The sequence below is a fragment of the Actinomycetospora rhizophila genome, assembly GCF_042657905.1.
Classification (GTDB): Bacteria; Actinomycetota; Actinomycetes; order Mycobacteriales; family Pseudonocardiaceae; genus Actinomycetospora; species Actinomycetospora rhizophila.
Map to the genome: position 1 here is coordinate 270,124 of NZ_JBHSKG010000002.1, position 13,225 is coordinate 283,348.

General features: G+C 76.5%; 12 protein-coding genes and 1 pseudogene. 12 read left to right on the forward strand and 1 reads right to left on the reverse strand.

Annotated features, from left to right (window positions below):
- The first annotated feature begins 151 nt into the window (after positions 1-151).
- The 12 genes and pseudogenes from ftsH to ACFPK1_RS05200 all read left to right on the forward strand — a co-directional run bounded on the left by ftsH (position 152) and on the right by ACFPK1_RS05200 (position 11,669).
- Positions 152-2,770 carry an ATP-dependent zinc metalloprotease FtsH gene (gene ftsH / locus ACFPK1_RS05145; RefSeq protein ID WP_378019833.1) on the forward strand — a complete coding sequence of 873 codons (2,619 nt, stop codon included), beginning with the start codon at positions 152-154 and terminating at the stop codon, positions 2,768-2,770.
- A 161-nt stretch (positions 2,771-2,931) separates the two neighbouring features.
- Positions 2,932-3,516, forward strand: a complete 585-nt coding sequence (folE, locus tag ACFPK1_RS05150) for a GTP cyclohydrolase I FolE (protein WP_378020263.1) — start codon at positions 2,932-2,934, stop codon at positions 3,514-3,516.
- 79 nt (positions 3,517-3,595) lie between these two features.
- Positions 3,596-4,414, forward strand: coding sequence for a dihydropteroate synthase (gene folP, locus ACFPK1_RS05155; RefSeq protein ID WP_378020264.1), 819 nt, complete (start codon positions 3,596-3,598; stop codon positions 4,412-4,414).
- Positions 4,411-4,779 carry a dihydroneopterin aldolase gene (gene folB, locus ACFPK1_RS05160; RefSeq protein WP_378019834.1) on the forward strand — a complete coding sequence of 123 codons (369 nt, stop codon included), beginning with the start codon at positions 4,411-4,413 and terminating at the stop codon, positions 4,777-4,779. Before folP ends, folB begins: the two co-directional genes overlap by 4 nt.
- 10 nt (positions 4,780-4,789) lie before the next feature.
- On the forward strand, positions 4,790-5,299 hold the full coding sequence (gene folK, locus ACFPK1_RS05165) for a 2-amino-4-hydroxy-6-hydroxymethyldihydropteridine diphosphokinase (protein WP_378019835.1): 510 nt from the start codon (positions 4,790-4,792) through the stop codon (positions 5,297-5,299).
- Between the two features lie 24 nt (positions 5,300-5,323).
- The gene (locus ACFPK1_RS05170) at positions 5,324-5,806 is read left to right on the forward strand and encodes a DUF3180 domain-containing protein (protein WP_378019836.1); all 483 of its coding nucleotides are present in this window, start codon (positions 5,324-5,326) and stop codon (positions 5,804-5,806) included.
- A 62-nt stretch (positions 5,807-5,868) separates the two neighbouring features.
- Positions 5,869-6,765: a DUF6779 domain-containing protein gene (locus tag ACFPK1_RS05175; protein ID WP_378019837.1), complete on the forward strand. Its 897-nt coding sequence runs from the start codon at positions 5,869-5,871 to the stop codon at positions 6,763-6,765.
- Between the two features lie 72 nt (positions 6,766-6,837).
- Entirely contained in the window at positions 6,838-8,079 is a 1,242-nt protein-coding gene (locus ACFPK1_RS05180) for a PrsW family intramembrane metalloprotease (RefSeq protein ID WP_378019838.1), read from the forward strand.
- 320 nt (positions 8,080-8,399) lie between these two features.
- Entirely contained in the window at positions 8,400-9,308 is a 909-nt protein-coding gene (locus tag ACFPK1_RS05185; RefSeq protein WP_378020265.1) for a Rossmann-like and DUF2520 domain-containing protein, read from the forward strand.
- 14 nt (positions 9,309-9,322) lie between these two features.
- Complete coding sequence (gene panC, locus ACFPK1_RS05190; protein ID WP_378020266.1) at positions 9,323-10,222, forward strand: pantoate--beta-alanine ligase; 900 nt, start codon at positions 9,323-9,325, stop codon at positions 10,220-10,222.
- A gap of 1 nt (position 10,223) precedes the next feature.
- Positions 10,224-10,598 (forward strand): annotated as a pseudogene (gene panD / locus ACFPK1_RS05195) (aspartate 1-decarboxylase); the annotation flags it as partial.
- Between the two features lie 246 nt (positions 10,599-10,844).
- Positions 10,845-11,669, forward strand: a complete 825-nt coding sequence (locus ACFPK1_RS05200; RefSeq protein ID WP_378019839.1) for a type III pantothenate kinase — start codon at positions 10,845-10,847, stop codon at positions 11,667-11,669.
- A 21-nt stretch (positions 11,670-11,690) separates the two neighbouring features.
- Here ACFPK1_RS05200 and ACFPK1_RS05205 read toward each other — a convergent pair whose 3' ends face one another.
- Positions 11,691-13,187: a helix-turn-helix domain-containing protein gene (locus ACFPK1_RS05205; protein ID WP_378019840.1), complete on the reverse strand. Its 1,497-nt coding sequence runs from the start codon at positions 13,185-13,187 to the stop codon at positions 11,691-11,693.
- Positions 13,188-13,225: the final 38 nt, after the last annotated feature.

A 13,225-nucleotide genomic window follows, 5' to 3' on the forward strand; every position in this document is an offset into this window, starting at 1 on the left:
CGCGCGGACCCGTGTCGTGACCGGGGGGTACATTGAGCAGATCAGGGCCCCACGGACGTCCGTGCGTGCGCGGACCCGGAGCCGAGACGACTGACACCGACCGCAGGGTCCACCCGGGGAGGGTCGAGGGCCGCCTGGAGGCCGCAACCGCATGGACCGCAAGCGCCTTCTCCGCAATCCACTCATCTGGATCGTGGTGTTCTTCCTGGTCTACCTCGGGATCTCGTCGCTGCTCAGCGACACCCGCGGGTACACCGAGGCCCCGACGTCGCTCGCCCTGCAGCAGGTGGAGGCGCGCAACGCGTCCGAGATCACGATCGAGGACAAGGAACAGCGCCTGCGGCTGACGCTCACCAACCCGGTGCAGGTGCCGGGCGCCGATGGCGCGCAGCCGACGACGACCAACCAGATCTACGCGCAGTACCCGGCCGCCGCGACCGACCAGGTGTTCGCCCTGGTCCGCGACAACCCGGCCCCCTCGGGCTTCGACACCCGGGTCACGCAGGACTCCTTCCTGACCCAGATGCTGATCTACCTGATCCCGCTGGGCCTGGTCCTGCTGCTGCTGTTCTGGATGATGAACTCCCAGGGCGGGGGCAACCGCGTCCTGTCCTTCGGCAAGTCCAAGGCCAAGCAGCTCAACAAGGACATGCCGAAGACCACCTTCGCCGACGTCGCCGGGGCGAACGAGGCGGTGGAGGAGCTCTACGAGATCAAGGACTTCCTCCAGAACCCCTCGCGCTACCAGCAGCTCGGCGCGAAGATCCCCAAGGGTGTCCTGCTGTACGGCCCGCCCGGCACCGGCAAGACGCTGCTGGCGCGCGCGGTCGCGGGCGAGGCGGGCGTGCCGTTCTACACGATCTCCGGCTCGGACTTCGTCGAGATGTTCGTCGGTGTCGGCGCCTCCCGGGTGCGCGACCTGTTCGAGCAGGCCAAGCAGAACTCCCCGTGCATCGTGTTCGTCGACGAGATCGACGCCGTGGGGCGCCACCGCGGCGCCGGCATGGGCGGCGGCCACGACGAGCGCGAGCAGACGCTCAACCAGCTGCTCGTCGAGATGGACGGGTTCGACTCCCGCGGCGGGATCATCCTCATCGCGGCCACCAACCGGCCCGACATCCTCGACCCGGCGCTGCTGCGCCCCGGCCGGTTCGACCGCCAGATCCCGGTGGCGGCGCCCGACCTGGCGGGCCGGCGCCAGATCCTGCAGGTGCACTCGGCGGGCAAGCCGCTGGCGCCCGACGCCGACCTCGACGGGCTCGCCAAGCGCACCGTCGGCTTCTCCGGCGCCGACCTCGCCAACGTCATCAACGAGGCCGCGCTGCTCACCGCCCGTCTCGGGCAGACGCAGATCACCGGCTCGGCGCTCGAGGAGTCGGTCGACCGCGTGATCGGCGGCCCGGCCCGCAAGAGCCGCATCATCTCCGAGCAGGAGAAGAAGGTCGCGGCCTACCACGAGGCGGGCCACGCGCTGGCCGCGTGGGCGATGCCGGACATCGAGCCGGTCTACAAGGTCACGATCCTGCCGCGCGGCCGCACCGGCGGGCACGCCCTCGTCGTCCCCGAGGACGACAAGGAGCTCATGACCCGCTCGGAGATGATCGCCCGCCTGGTGTTCGCGATGGGGGGACGCTCCGCCGAGGAGCTCGTGTTCCACGAGCCCACCACGGGCGCGTCGTCCGACATCGAGCAGGCCACGAAGATCGCCCGCGCGATGGTCACCGAGTACGGCATGAGCGCCAAGCTCGGCGCCGTGAAGTACGGCCAGGAGCAGGGCGAGCCCTTCCTCGGCCGCACCGCGGGCCGCCAGGCCGACTACTCGCTCGAGGTGGCCCACGAGATCGACGAGGAGGTGCGCAAGCTCATCGAGGCCGCGCACACCGAGGCGTGGGACATCCTCAACACCCACCGCGACGCGCTCGACGCGCTGACCGGTGAGCTCATCGAGCACGAGACGCTGCAGCGCCGCGACCTCGAGCGCGTGTTCGCGTCGGTCACCAAGCGGCCGCGGATCACGACGTTCAACGACTTCGGCGAGCGCGTGCCGTCGGACCGCCCGCCGATCAAGACGCGGCGCGAGCTCGCCACCGAGCGCGGCGAGCCGTGGCCGCCGCCCGGCGAGGCGACCGACCCGGAGCGCACCGAGCGCACCGAGCGCACCGCCGTGGGCTCGGTCGCGGGCAACGGGCACGCGGCGCACGGCGCCAACGGCAGCTACGCCGGCGCCCACGCCGGCGGCAACGGCCACGACGCCGGGTACGGGTCCGGCCACGACACCGGGTACGGCGCGGGCCGCCCGGCCCAGGACGGCGGCTCGACGCCGACGCCCCCGGCCGGCATGCCGGCCACGGGCATCCCGGACGTCTACCGCACGGGCGCCAACGGGCGGCGCGGCGCCGAGAGCGGCGACAAGCCCTCGTCGGTGGCGCCCAACTACGGCGCCCCGCCCGGGTGGACCCCGGCCACCGTCCCGCACGGCACCACCTGGAACCCCGGCGGCGCCGGGCGCTCCGGCAGCGCCGGCCAGTACGGCGACGGCGGGTCCGGCGGCTCGGGTGGGTCCGGTGGCTACGGCGACGGCGCGACCAGCCCGTACGGCACGTCACGCTCGGCTGGCGAGCCCGCCGCGAACCCGTACGGTGACCCGGATGGCCGTACCCGGGAGGGCCGGTCGGAGGGCCGCCACACGGGGACGTCCCCGGGCTGGGGCCACGACGGCTCCTCCGGGGCCGACGGGGCCGGCGGCTCGTCCGACACCCCGCGCGGCTGAGACGGCCGAGGCGTAGAGGGCCGGCGCGTCCTGACGGGCGTGCCGGTCGGGTCGAGGGAGACCGCGAGGGAGACGTGACCACCAGTCAGGACTTGGACGGCGACCTGGACGGCCGGGTGCGCCCGACCGACGACGGGGCCGGCGGCCCGGTCGGCGCCGAGGTGGCCCCGGAGTGGTCGGGGTTCGACGCCCCGCGCGCCGAGGCCGCGGTGCGCGAGCTGCTGCTCGCGATCGGCGAGGACCCGGACCGCGAGGGCCTGCGGGACACCCCGGCCCGCGTGGCGCGCTCGTACCAGGAGCTCTTCGCGGGGCTCCGGTCCGACCCGTCCCTGGTGCTCGAGCGGGTGTTCGACGAGAACCACGAGGAGCTCGTGCTCGTCCGCGACATCCCGATGTTCTCGATGTGCGAGCACCACCTGCTGCCCTTCCACGGGGTCGCGCACGTCGCCTACATCCCGGGCCCGCAGGGTCACGTCACCGGGCTCAGCAAGCTCGCCCGGCTCGTCGACCTCTACGCCCGCCGCCCGCAGGTCCAGGAGCGTCTGACCAGCCAGATCGCCGACGCGCTCGACCACAAGCTCGACACCCGCGGCGCGCTCGTGGTGATCGACGCCGAGCACCAGTGCATGTCGGCGCGCGGCGTGCGCAAGCCCGGCGCCCGCACCACCACCTCCGCGGTCCGCGGCATCTTCAAGACGTCGGCCAGCACCCGGGCGGAGGCCCTCAACCTCATCCGGAGCGGCTGACGTGGGCGGTCCGCCCGACTCCGTGCCCGACCCGGGACCCCGCGCGCACCGCCTGCCGGAACCGGGGCGCTGCGTCGTGATGGGCGTGCTCAACGTGACGCCCGACTCGTTCTCCGACGGCGGCCGCTGGCTCGACCGCGACCACGCGGTGGCCCACGGCATCGACCTGCACCGCCGCGGCGCGGACCTGGTCGACGTCGGCGGGGAGTCGACGCGGCCCGGCGCCGAGCGCATCGACGCGGAGACCGAGACGCAGCGCGTGGTGCCGGTGATCCGCGAGCTGGTCGCCGACGGCGTGCGGGTCAGCGTCGACACCACGCGTGCGGCGGTCGCGGCGGCGGCGGTCGAGGCGGGCGCCACGATGATCAACGACGTGTCGGGGGGCCTCGCCGACCCGCACATGGCGCGCACGGTCGCCGAGACCGGCGTGCCGTGGGTGATCATGCACTGGCGCGGGCCGAGCAACCGGATGTCCGAGCTCGCGACCTACGAGGACGTGGTCGGCGAGGTCCGCGCCGAGATGGTCGAGCAGGTCGACCGCGCGGTGCTCGCCGGCGTCGACCCGTCGCTGCTGGTCCTCGACCCGGGGCTCGGGTTCGCCAAGACCGCCTCGCACAACTGGCAGCTGCTGCGCAAGCTCCCGGTGTTCACCGGGCTGGGCTTCCCGGTGCTGGTCGGGGCCTCGCGCAAGCGGTTCCTGGGTGCCCTGCTCGCCGACGACGACGGCACCCCGCGCCCGCCCGACGGCCGGGAGATCGCGACGGCGGCGGTGTCCGCGCTCGCGGCCGCGAACGGCGCCTGGGGCGTGCGGGTGCACGAGGTGGGGCCGTCCCTGGACGCGGTCGCGGTCGCCGCGGCCTGGTCGTGGGGGACGTCGCCGGCGGAGATCGAGCCGTGAGCGACCGCATCGAGCTGACCGGCCTGCGCGTGCGCGGGCACCACGGCGTGTTCTCCCACGAGCGCCGCGACGGGCAGGACTTCGTCCTCGACCTGGCGCTCGAGGTGGACCTCACCGCGGCCGCCGCGTCCGACGACCTCGTCGACACCGTGGACTACGGGGCCCTCGCGGAGGGCGCCGCGGCGATCGTCGGGGGCCCGCCGCGCCGGCTGATCGAGGCGGTGGCCGGCGAGGTCGCCGACAGGGTGCTCGAGGACGAGCGGGTGACCGCCGTCCAGGTCACCCTGCACAAGCCGCAGGCGCCGATCACGGTGCCGTTCGACGACGTCGCGGTGGTCCTGCGGCGGGAGCGGGCCGGCTCGTGAGGTGCCCGCCGTGAGCCGCGCCGTGCTGTCGCTGGGGTCGAACATCGGCGACCGTGCGGCCCACCTCCGCGGCGCGCTGGCGACCCTGCGCGCGGCGGGGGCGCGGGTGGTCGCGGTGTCGCCGGTCTACGCCACGGCGCCGTGGGGCGGGGTCGAGCAGGACGACTTCCTCAACGCCGTGGTGGTGCTCGAGGACCCGCACTCCCGGCCCCGCGACTGGCTGGCCCGCGCCCGCGCCGCGGAGAGCCGCGCCGGGCGCACGCGCGATGTGCGCTGGGGGCCCCGCACGCTCGACGTCGACGTCCTCGACGTGGACGGCACCGTCGACGACGACCCGGTGCTGACGCTCCCGCACCCCCGCGCCCACGAGCGGGCGTTCGTGCTGGTGCCGTGGCTCGACGTCGACCCGGATGCCGAGATCGCCGGCCGCGGGCGGGTCGCGGACCTGCTCGCCGCGCTCCCGGCCCCGGAGCGCGAGGGCGTGCGCGCCGAGGCGACGAGCCTGGGGGCGACACCGTGAGGACGGCACCGTGAGGAAGGCACCGTGAGGACCAGCACGAGCCCGTCGCTGCTGCTCGTGGCCGCCGTCGCCGCGGGCCTCGCGGTCAACGTGCTCCTGCAGGCCGCCTACGGCGCGCTGCCGCCGTTGCCGCTGCTCGCGGGGCTGACCCCGCTGGTGCTCGGGATCGCGGAGCTGGTGCTCGCCGTCGTCCTGCGCGCCCGCATCCGCCGCCGGCCGGGTGCCCGCCCGGTCGACGCGCTGGCCACCGCCCGCGCGGTCGCGCTGGCGAAGGCGTCGTCGCTGGCGGGGTCCCTGGTCGGCGGCGCGTGGCTCGGCGTCCTGGCCTACGTGCTCCCGCTGCAGGACAGCGTCGACGCCGCCGGCGCGGACACCGCGAGCGCGGTGGTCGGCGTCGTGGGGTCGGCGGTGCTCGTCGGGGCGGGGCTGTGGCTGGAGTACAGCCTGCGCACGCCCGACGACCCGCGCGACGACGACCCCCGGGACTCCGCGCGGGGCCGGTCGTGACGGCGACCTGGCGCCTGCGCGGGGGGATCGGGGCGGCCGGAGGGGCTCGGTACGCTGCAGCGATGAGCACCCCGGACGGGGAGCTGCGCGGACGCGCCGGCCCCGACCGCCGACGGGCCGCGCTGCTGACCGCCGCGGCCGTGCTCGCCGCACTCGCCGCGATGGCGGTGCTGCTCTCCGACGACGCCCGCCTGCTGCGTCTGGGCGTGGTGTCCGCGCTGTGGGCGGCGGTGCTCGCGGGTGTGGTGCTCGCGCGCCGCGCCCGCGCCGAGGCCGACCTCGCCGGGCAGGCCCGCGCGGCCGCCGACGAGCTCGACGCCGCGCAGGAGGACGCCGAGGAGCGGGTCGCCGCGCTCGAGCGCGACGCCGACGAGCGCGTGGCGCGCGAGGTCGCCGCCCGCGAGGAGGCCGAGCAGGACGCCGCGCGCGCCCGCGAGGACGCGGCGTCGCTGCGCGAGGAGCTCGAGCGGGCCCGCAGCGGCGCCGACGCCGTGACGCTGCAGGGCATCGCCCTCCCCGGCGTCCCGACCCGTCCGCCGGGGCCGCGCCTGCGGGTCGTCGGCGACTCCGGCCCGCAGCCGGGCCTGCCCGCCGTGCCGCCGCCCGCCCCGCGGCGGCCGTCGATGCCCGTCGCGCCGGTGGCACCGATCGTCCCCGCGGCGCCGGCCCCCCGCGCGCCCGCGGCCCTGCGCACAGCCCCGCCCGGGCGCGCGGCGTCCCGCCCGCACCCCGAGGCCCCGCAGGCCGACCCGTCGGTGCTCGCCGCCGGCTCGTTCGTCGACCAGTACGTCCGCTCCGCCGGCTACGACCCCGCGGCGGACGCGCCCGACGAGCCCGACGACCGCCGACCCCGGCGCGCGCCGGGGGAGTCGGCCACCACGGGCCGCACGGTGGCGGAGCTGCTCGCCGCGCACGCGGCCTCCGGCGGCACGGTCGGCCGCCGTCGCCGCGAGCCCTGACCCGGTCGGCGGGGTGATCCGGACACCCCTCGGGCGGGCCGACCTGCGGACGAGTCGTTACCCTCCGGCAGAGTGATCGCCCCTCCCGTCCGCCTGGCGCCGCAGCAGCGCCGGACGCTCGTGTGGCCGGTCGTCGGCCTGATCGTCCTCGGCATGTGCGCCCTCGTGACGGTCGGGCTCGCGAGCACCGAGATCGGGCCGGTCGGCGTCGTCATCGGCGTGGTGCTCGCGCTGCTGCCCGTCGCGCCGGTCGTGGCGGCGTTCCTGTGGATCGACCGTTTCGAGCCCGAGCCGCCGCGCCTGCTGCTCGGCGCGTTCCTGTGGGGCGCGGGGATCTCGGCGCTGGTCGCCGTCGTCATCAACTCCAGCGCGATCATCGCCGCGGAGCTGCTGCTCGGGCGGGGCCAGGGCGACGTCGTCGGCGCGGTGATCTCGGCGCCGCTGGTCGAGGAGTTCGTCAAGGGCGCGTTCGTCGTCGGGCTGCTGCTGATCCGGCGCCGCGAGTTCGACGGGATCGTCGACGGCGTCGTCTACGCGGGGATCACGGCGGCCGGGTTCGCGTTCACCGAGAACATCATCTACTTCGGGCGCGCGTTCGCCGAGAACGAGGGCGCCGTCGGGCCCGCCGTGCTCGCGACGTTCGTGCTGCGCGGGGTCCTCTCGCCGTTCGCGCACCCCCTGTTCACGTCGATGATCGGGATCGGGGTCGGGATCGCCTCGCAGGCCCGGTCGCGGGTCGTCGGCACGCTCGCGGTGCTCGGCGGCTACGTGCTCGCGGTGGTGCTGCACGCGCTGTGGAACTCGTCCACCCAGCTCGGGGCCGGCTTCTTCGGCATCTACGTACTGATCATGCTGCCGCTGTTCGCCGGGATGATCGGGCTCGTCGTGTGGCAGCGACGCCGCGAGGCCGACGTCCTCGCCCGCCAGATGCCGGGGTTCGCCGCCGCCGGGTGGATCGCGCCGAGCGAGGTGCCGCTGCTCTCGAGCCTCGCCGGGCGCCGCCGCTGGCGCACCGCGGTGCACCGGCGCGCCGGCGCCCCGGCCGCCCGCGCCGTCGAGGACTACCAGCACGCCGTGACCGAGCTCGCCTTCCTGCGCGCCCGCGCGGAGAAGGGCGCGCTGCCGCCACGGTCGGACTGGCACGCGGAGCTGCTCGACAACGTCGTGCGCACCCGCCTCGCGGCCATCAACGCGCCGGGCGTCCAGGGCCCGACCGGCCCGCCCCCGGGGCCCGGCGGCCCGCCGCCGAACTGGCCCGGCGCGCCCCAGGGGCCCGCGGGGTCGTACGGCGCGCACCGCCCGCCCGGCGTGTGAGGTCCGGTCGGGGAGGGGACGCGCCGGGGGAGCGAGGGACGCCCTGGGTGCGTCGCACGCCGTCGGGGACGCCCTCGCTCGGCCACCCCCCCACCCCGGGTGACGAGCGCGCGTGAACCCGCTCACCGCGCCCGCCGCGGCGCTCCGGGGCGGTTACCGTGGGCGTCAGTGATCGTCCGGTACCCGCGGGAGCGGGACGGGAACGAGCCGAACGAGTGAGGTGGCGCGTGGGCACCGACGGCGAGGACGCCGGGCGGTGGGGAGAGGCCGGACCGGCCCCGTCACCCACCCCTCGGGAAGGTTCACGGCTCGCGGTCGGCGTGGTCTCCGCCGGGCGGGTCGGCGCGGTGCTGGGCGCCGCGCTCGCGAACGCCGGCCACACGGTGGTCGCCGCCTCCGCGGTCTCGCGGGCTTCGCGCGCCCGCGCCGAGGAGCTGCTGCCCGGCGCCGAGATCCTCCCGCCCGACGAGGTCGTGCGCCGCGCCGACCTCGCCCTGCTGGCGGTCCCCGACGACGTGCTCCCGGGCCTCGTGCGCGGGCTCGCCGCCTCGGACTGCCTGCGCCCGGGGCAGATCGTGGTCCACACCTGCGGGGCGGCCGGGGTCGGCGTGCTGGCCCCCGCCGCCGAGCACGCCGTGCTGCCGATCGCCCTGCACCCGGCGATGACGGTCACCGGGCGCGCCGAGGACGTCGCGCGCCTGACCGGCGCCTGCGTCGGCGTCACCGGTCCCGAGGGTCCGGGGCTGGATCGATGGTCGAGCTCCGCAGGCTCCGTCTCCGAAGACGCCGACGCCGCCTGGCTCGTCGGCGAGGCGCTGGTGGTCGAGATGGGCGCCGAGCCCGTCCGCATCCCCGAGGCGATGCGCCCGCTGTACCACGCCGCGCTCGCCCACGGCGCGAACCACCTGGTCACGCTCGTGCGCGAGGCCGCCGACATCCTCTCCGGCGCCGGCATCGAGCCGGCCGAGCGCGTCCTCGCCCCGCTGCTCTCGGCCGCCCTGGACAACGCGCTGCGCCACGGCGACCGGGCGCTCACCGGCCCCGTCGTCCGCGGCGACGCCGGCACGGTGGCCACGCACCTGCGCCACCTCGACGACCGCGCCCCCGACGCGGCCCCGCTCTACCGGGCCCTGGCCCGGCGCACCGCCGAGCGCGCCCGCGCCGGCGGACTGGTCGACCCGGCCGCCGCGGACGACGTGGTGGCCGCCCTCGAGAGGCCCCGACCGTGACCCGACCCTCCAGCCTGCGCACCAACGACCTCGTCGGGCGCGCCCGGCCCCAGTACCGCGCGGACCAGCTGACCGTGCACCGCGACCCCGCCGGCCTGCGCCGCGTCACCCGCGCCCTGCGCACGAGCGGGCGCCGCGTCACGCTCGTGCCGACCATGGGCGCGCTGCACGAGGGCCACCGCGAGCTGATGCGCCGCGCCCGCGGCGTCCCCGGCGCCACCACCGTCGTGTCGATCTTCGTGAACCCGCGCCAGTTCGGGCCGGACGAGGACTTCGACCGCTACCCGCGCGCCTTCGAGGCCGACCTCGAGCTCTGCCGCGAGGAGGGCGTCGAGCTGGTCTTCGCGCCGTCGGTCGAGGACATGTACCCCGACGGCTTCGCCACGTCGATCCACCCCGGCCCGCTGGGCGACGAGCTCGAGGGCGCCGTGCGGCCCGGGCACTTCGCCGGGATGCTGACGGTGGTCAACAAGCTCTTCGCGATCACCGTGGCCGACGTCGCGTTCTTCGGCGAGAAGGACTACCAGCAGCTCACGCTGATCCGCCGCATGGCCCGCGACCTCGACATCGACATCCACGTCGTCGGTGTCCCGACCGTCCGCGAGCGCGACGGCCTGGCCCTGTCGAGCCGCAACGCCTACCTGGGTGAGGCCGAGCGCCACGCCGCCGTGGCGCTGTCCGCGGCGCTCTCGGCGGGCCAGTACGCCGGGGAGCAGGGCGCGCAGGCCGTGCTCGACGCCGCCCGCGAGGTCCTGGCCGCCGAGCCGAGCCTGCAGGTCGACTACCTCGAGCTGCGCGACGAGGACCTCGGCCCCACCCCCGACATCGGTCCGGCGCGGCTGCTCGTCGCCGCCCGGGCCGGCAGCACCCGCCTGATCGACAACGCCGCGGTGTCCCTCGTGAGGAGAGTCTGACGTGCAGCGCACGATGCTGAAGTCCAAGATCCACCGCGCGACGGTGACGGACGCGAACCTGCACTACGTCGGGTCGGTGACCGTCGACGAGGACCTCATGCGGGCGGCCGACCTGCTGCCCGGCGAGCAGGTCGCGATCGTCGACGTCACCAACGGCGCGCGCCTCGAGACCTACGTGATCACGGGGCAGGCCGGCTCCGGGGTCATCGGGATCAACGGCGCCGCCGCGCACCTCGTCTCGCCCGGCGACCTCGTCATCCTCATCTCCTACGGGGTGATGGACGACGCCGAGGCGCGCACCTACCAGCCGCGGGTCGTCTTCGTCGACGACGCCAACCGCGTCCTCGACCGCGGCACCGACCCGACCCACGTGCCCGACGCCGCCCCGACGACGTCGCTGCTGCGGCCCGGCGCGGACGCCCAGGGGGCCCGCCCGCCCCGCCGCCACGGGGCCGCTGCGGGCCCGGCCATGACCACGGTGGGCGGCTGGGGCACGGAGCCGGAGGAGCCGCCGGCGGCCCCGCCGCGCCGCCGCCGCGGCAGCCGCGACGGCTCCGAGACCACCGACGCCCGGCGCCTCGACGCGCTGCTCTCCGCGGACCACTGAGGACGCGACCCGGCCGTGCTGCTCTGCATCGACGTCGGGAACACCCAGACCGCGCTCGCCCTCTACCCCGAGGACGGTCCCGCGGTCTGGGACGCCCGGCTGCGCACCGAGCCGCGCGCCACCGGCGACGAGATGGCGCTGCTGGTGCGGGGCGTTCTCGGCGCCCGGGTCGGTGACGTGACGGCGGTGGCGGCGCTGTCGACGGTGCCGGCGCTGCTGCGCGAGCTGCGCGGCATGGTCACGCGGCACTTCGCCGGGCTCGACCACCTGCTCGTCGAGCCCGGGGTGCGCACCGGCGTGCCGCTGCTCGTCGACAACCCCAAGGAGGTCGGCGCCGACCGCGTCGTGCAGGTGCTCGCCGCGTTCGAGCGCCACGGCGGGCCCTGCGTCGTCGTCACGTTCGGGACCTCGACGACGGTGGACGGGGTGTCGGCGCGCGGGGAGTTCCTCGGCGGGGCGATCGCCGCGGGCGTCGCCGTGTCCGCCGAGGCCCTCGCGATCCGGGCGGCGGCGCTGCGCCCGGTCGAGCTCGTCGTGCCGCGCTCGGTGCTCGGGCGCAACACGGTGGAGAGCATGCAGGCCGGGCTCGTCCTCGGGGCCGCGGCGCAGGTCGACGGCCTCGTCGCCCGGGTCGGCCGCGAGCTCAGCGCCCGCGACCCCGACGGCCGCACCCCGGTCGCCGTCGTGGCCTCCGGCGGCCTCGCGCCGGTGGTCGTCGACGAGTGCGTGACGATCACCGAGCACGTCCCCGACCTGACCCTGCTGGGTCTGCGCTCGGTGCACCGGCGCTGGCTCGAACGGCGCGACGACCGTGCCGCCCGCCGCGCCGCCCGCTCCTGAGCGACGTCCCGGGGCGCCGGGTCAGACCAGCTCGTCGCGGCGCGGGTCGCCCTCGGGCAGCAGGAGGCGCAGGCGCTCGGCGAGCTCGGGATCGTCACCGCCGACGGCGCCCGCGAGCGCCCAGAGCGCCTCGACGTCGCCGCGGCGCAGGACCGCGCTGCGGACGGCCACGTCGAGGTGGTCGCGCTCCTCGCGCACCCCGGGGGCGTCGGAGGTGGGCAGCAGCGCGCCGCGGCGCAGGACCGCGGGCGGGGGCAGGCGGCGGTCGCGCAGCGCGCTGCGGACGTCGAGGAAGTCGGCGTCGACGCGGGCGCGCAGCCGGTAGGGCTGGGTGCTGATGATCGAGGAGCCGAGGGTGTTGCGCAGCCGGTGCACCTCGGAGCGCACGGTCACGGGGTTGCCGGCGTCGCCGTAGAGCGCCTGGGCCAGGCCGTCGGCGGTGAGCCCCTCGGGGTGCAGGGCCAGCACGACGAGCATCTCGGCGTGGCGCAGGCTCAGCCGCACCGGGCGCCCGTCGAGGCGGGCGACCGGCCGCTCGGCGCCGAGGAAGGTCAGCGACAGGGTCGGCCCGTGCGACGCCCGCGGCACCAGGCGCAGCAGCCAGCCCTCGGCGAGCGGCTCGACGACGCCCTCGCCGCGCGCGCCGAGGTCGACCCGCCCGCCGCCGTCGGGGATGTCGAGACGCTCGGGCAGCCAGTCGGCGGACTGGGCGCTGATGACGCGTCCGCCGGGGGCGAGCAGCGCGCCGGGGGCGCCGTGCAGGCCCTCGAGGTGGGGCAGGTTGCGGTGGCGCAGCCGCTCGTCACGCTCGACCAGGCGGGCCGCGAGGTGCACCTCGGCGAGCTCCGCGGCCGCCTTGACCAGGGCGAGCGTGCTCGGGTGGAACGTCTGCAGCGGCCCGCTGAGGTCGATGGCCGCGACGACCTCGCCGGAGTCCGGGTCGCGGATCGGGGCCGCCGCGCACGTCCACGAGCGGTAGAGCTTCACGAGGTGCTCGGCGGAGTGGATCTGGACGGCGTTGCCGGACGCGAGCGCGGTGCCCATCGCGTTGGTGCCCACCGAGTCCTCGCTCCAGCGGGTGCCCTCGACGAGCTCGAAGCGCTCGGCGCGGCGCAGCACGGTGCGGTTGCCCTCGCGCCACAGGATGTGCCCGCGCACGTCGGTCACGATCATCATGTGGACGGCGTCGTCGGCCACGTCGAGCAGCGTGCGGCGCAGCAGCGGCAGCACCGGGGCGAGCAGGTGGCCCCCGCGGACGTCGCGGAGCTCGCCGTCGGAGTAGACGTGCTGGGGGCGCCCGCCCTCGGGGTCGATGTGCGCGTCGAGCGAGCGCCGCCACGACGCCGACACGACCTCCCGCGGCGAGCCGGGCCCCGCGGTGCCGGACAGGACGGCGTCACGGATGCGTTCGAGCAGGTGGGCGCGCTCGAGGGGGTCGGACGGCCCGAGGCGGGTCGACAGCGTCCCCGGGACGGTCAGGCGGGCGGTCCCGCGCGCGCCACGCTGGCTCTCCGGCATCGGCGCCCCCTGCGCTGGACCTGACGGCGGGTGAGGGC

What these genes read in the sequence shown, in the direction of transcription:
- ACFPK1_RS05205 (WP_378019840.1), bottom strand. Translation starts at nt 13,187, where the DNA reads ATGCCGGAGAGCCAGCGTGGCGCGCGCGGGACCGCCCGCCTGACCGTC.
- ACFPK1_RS05175 (WP_378019837.1), top strand. Translation starts at nt 5,869, where the DNA reads ATGAGCACCCCGGACGGGGAGCTGCGCGGACGCGCCGGCCCCGACCGC.
- folP (WP_378020264.1), top strand. Translation starts at nt 3,596, where the DNA reads ATGGGCGTGCTCAACGTGACGCCCGACTCGTTCTCCGACGGCGGCCGC.
- ftsH (WP_378019833.1), top strand. Translation starts at nt 152, where the DNA reads ATGGACCGCAAGCGCCTTCTCCGCAATCCACTCATCTGGATCGTGGTG.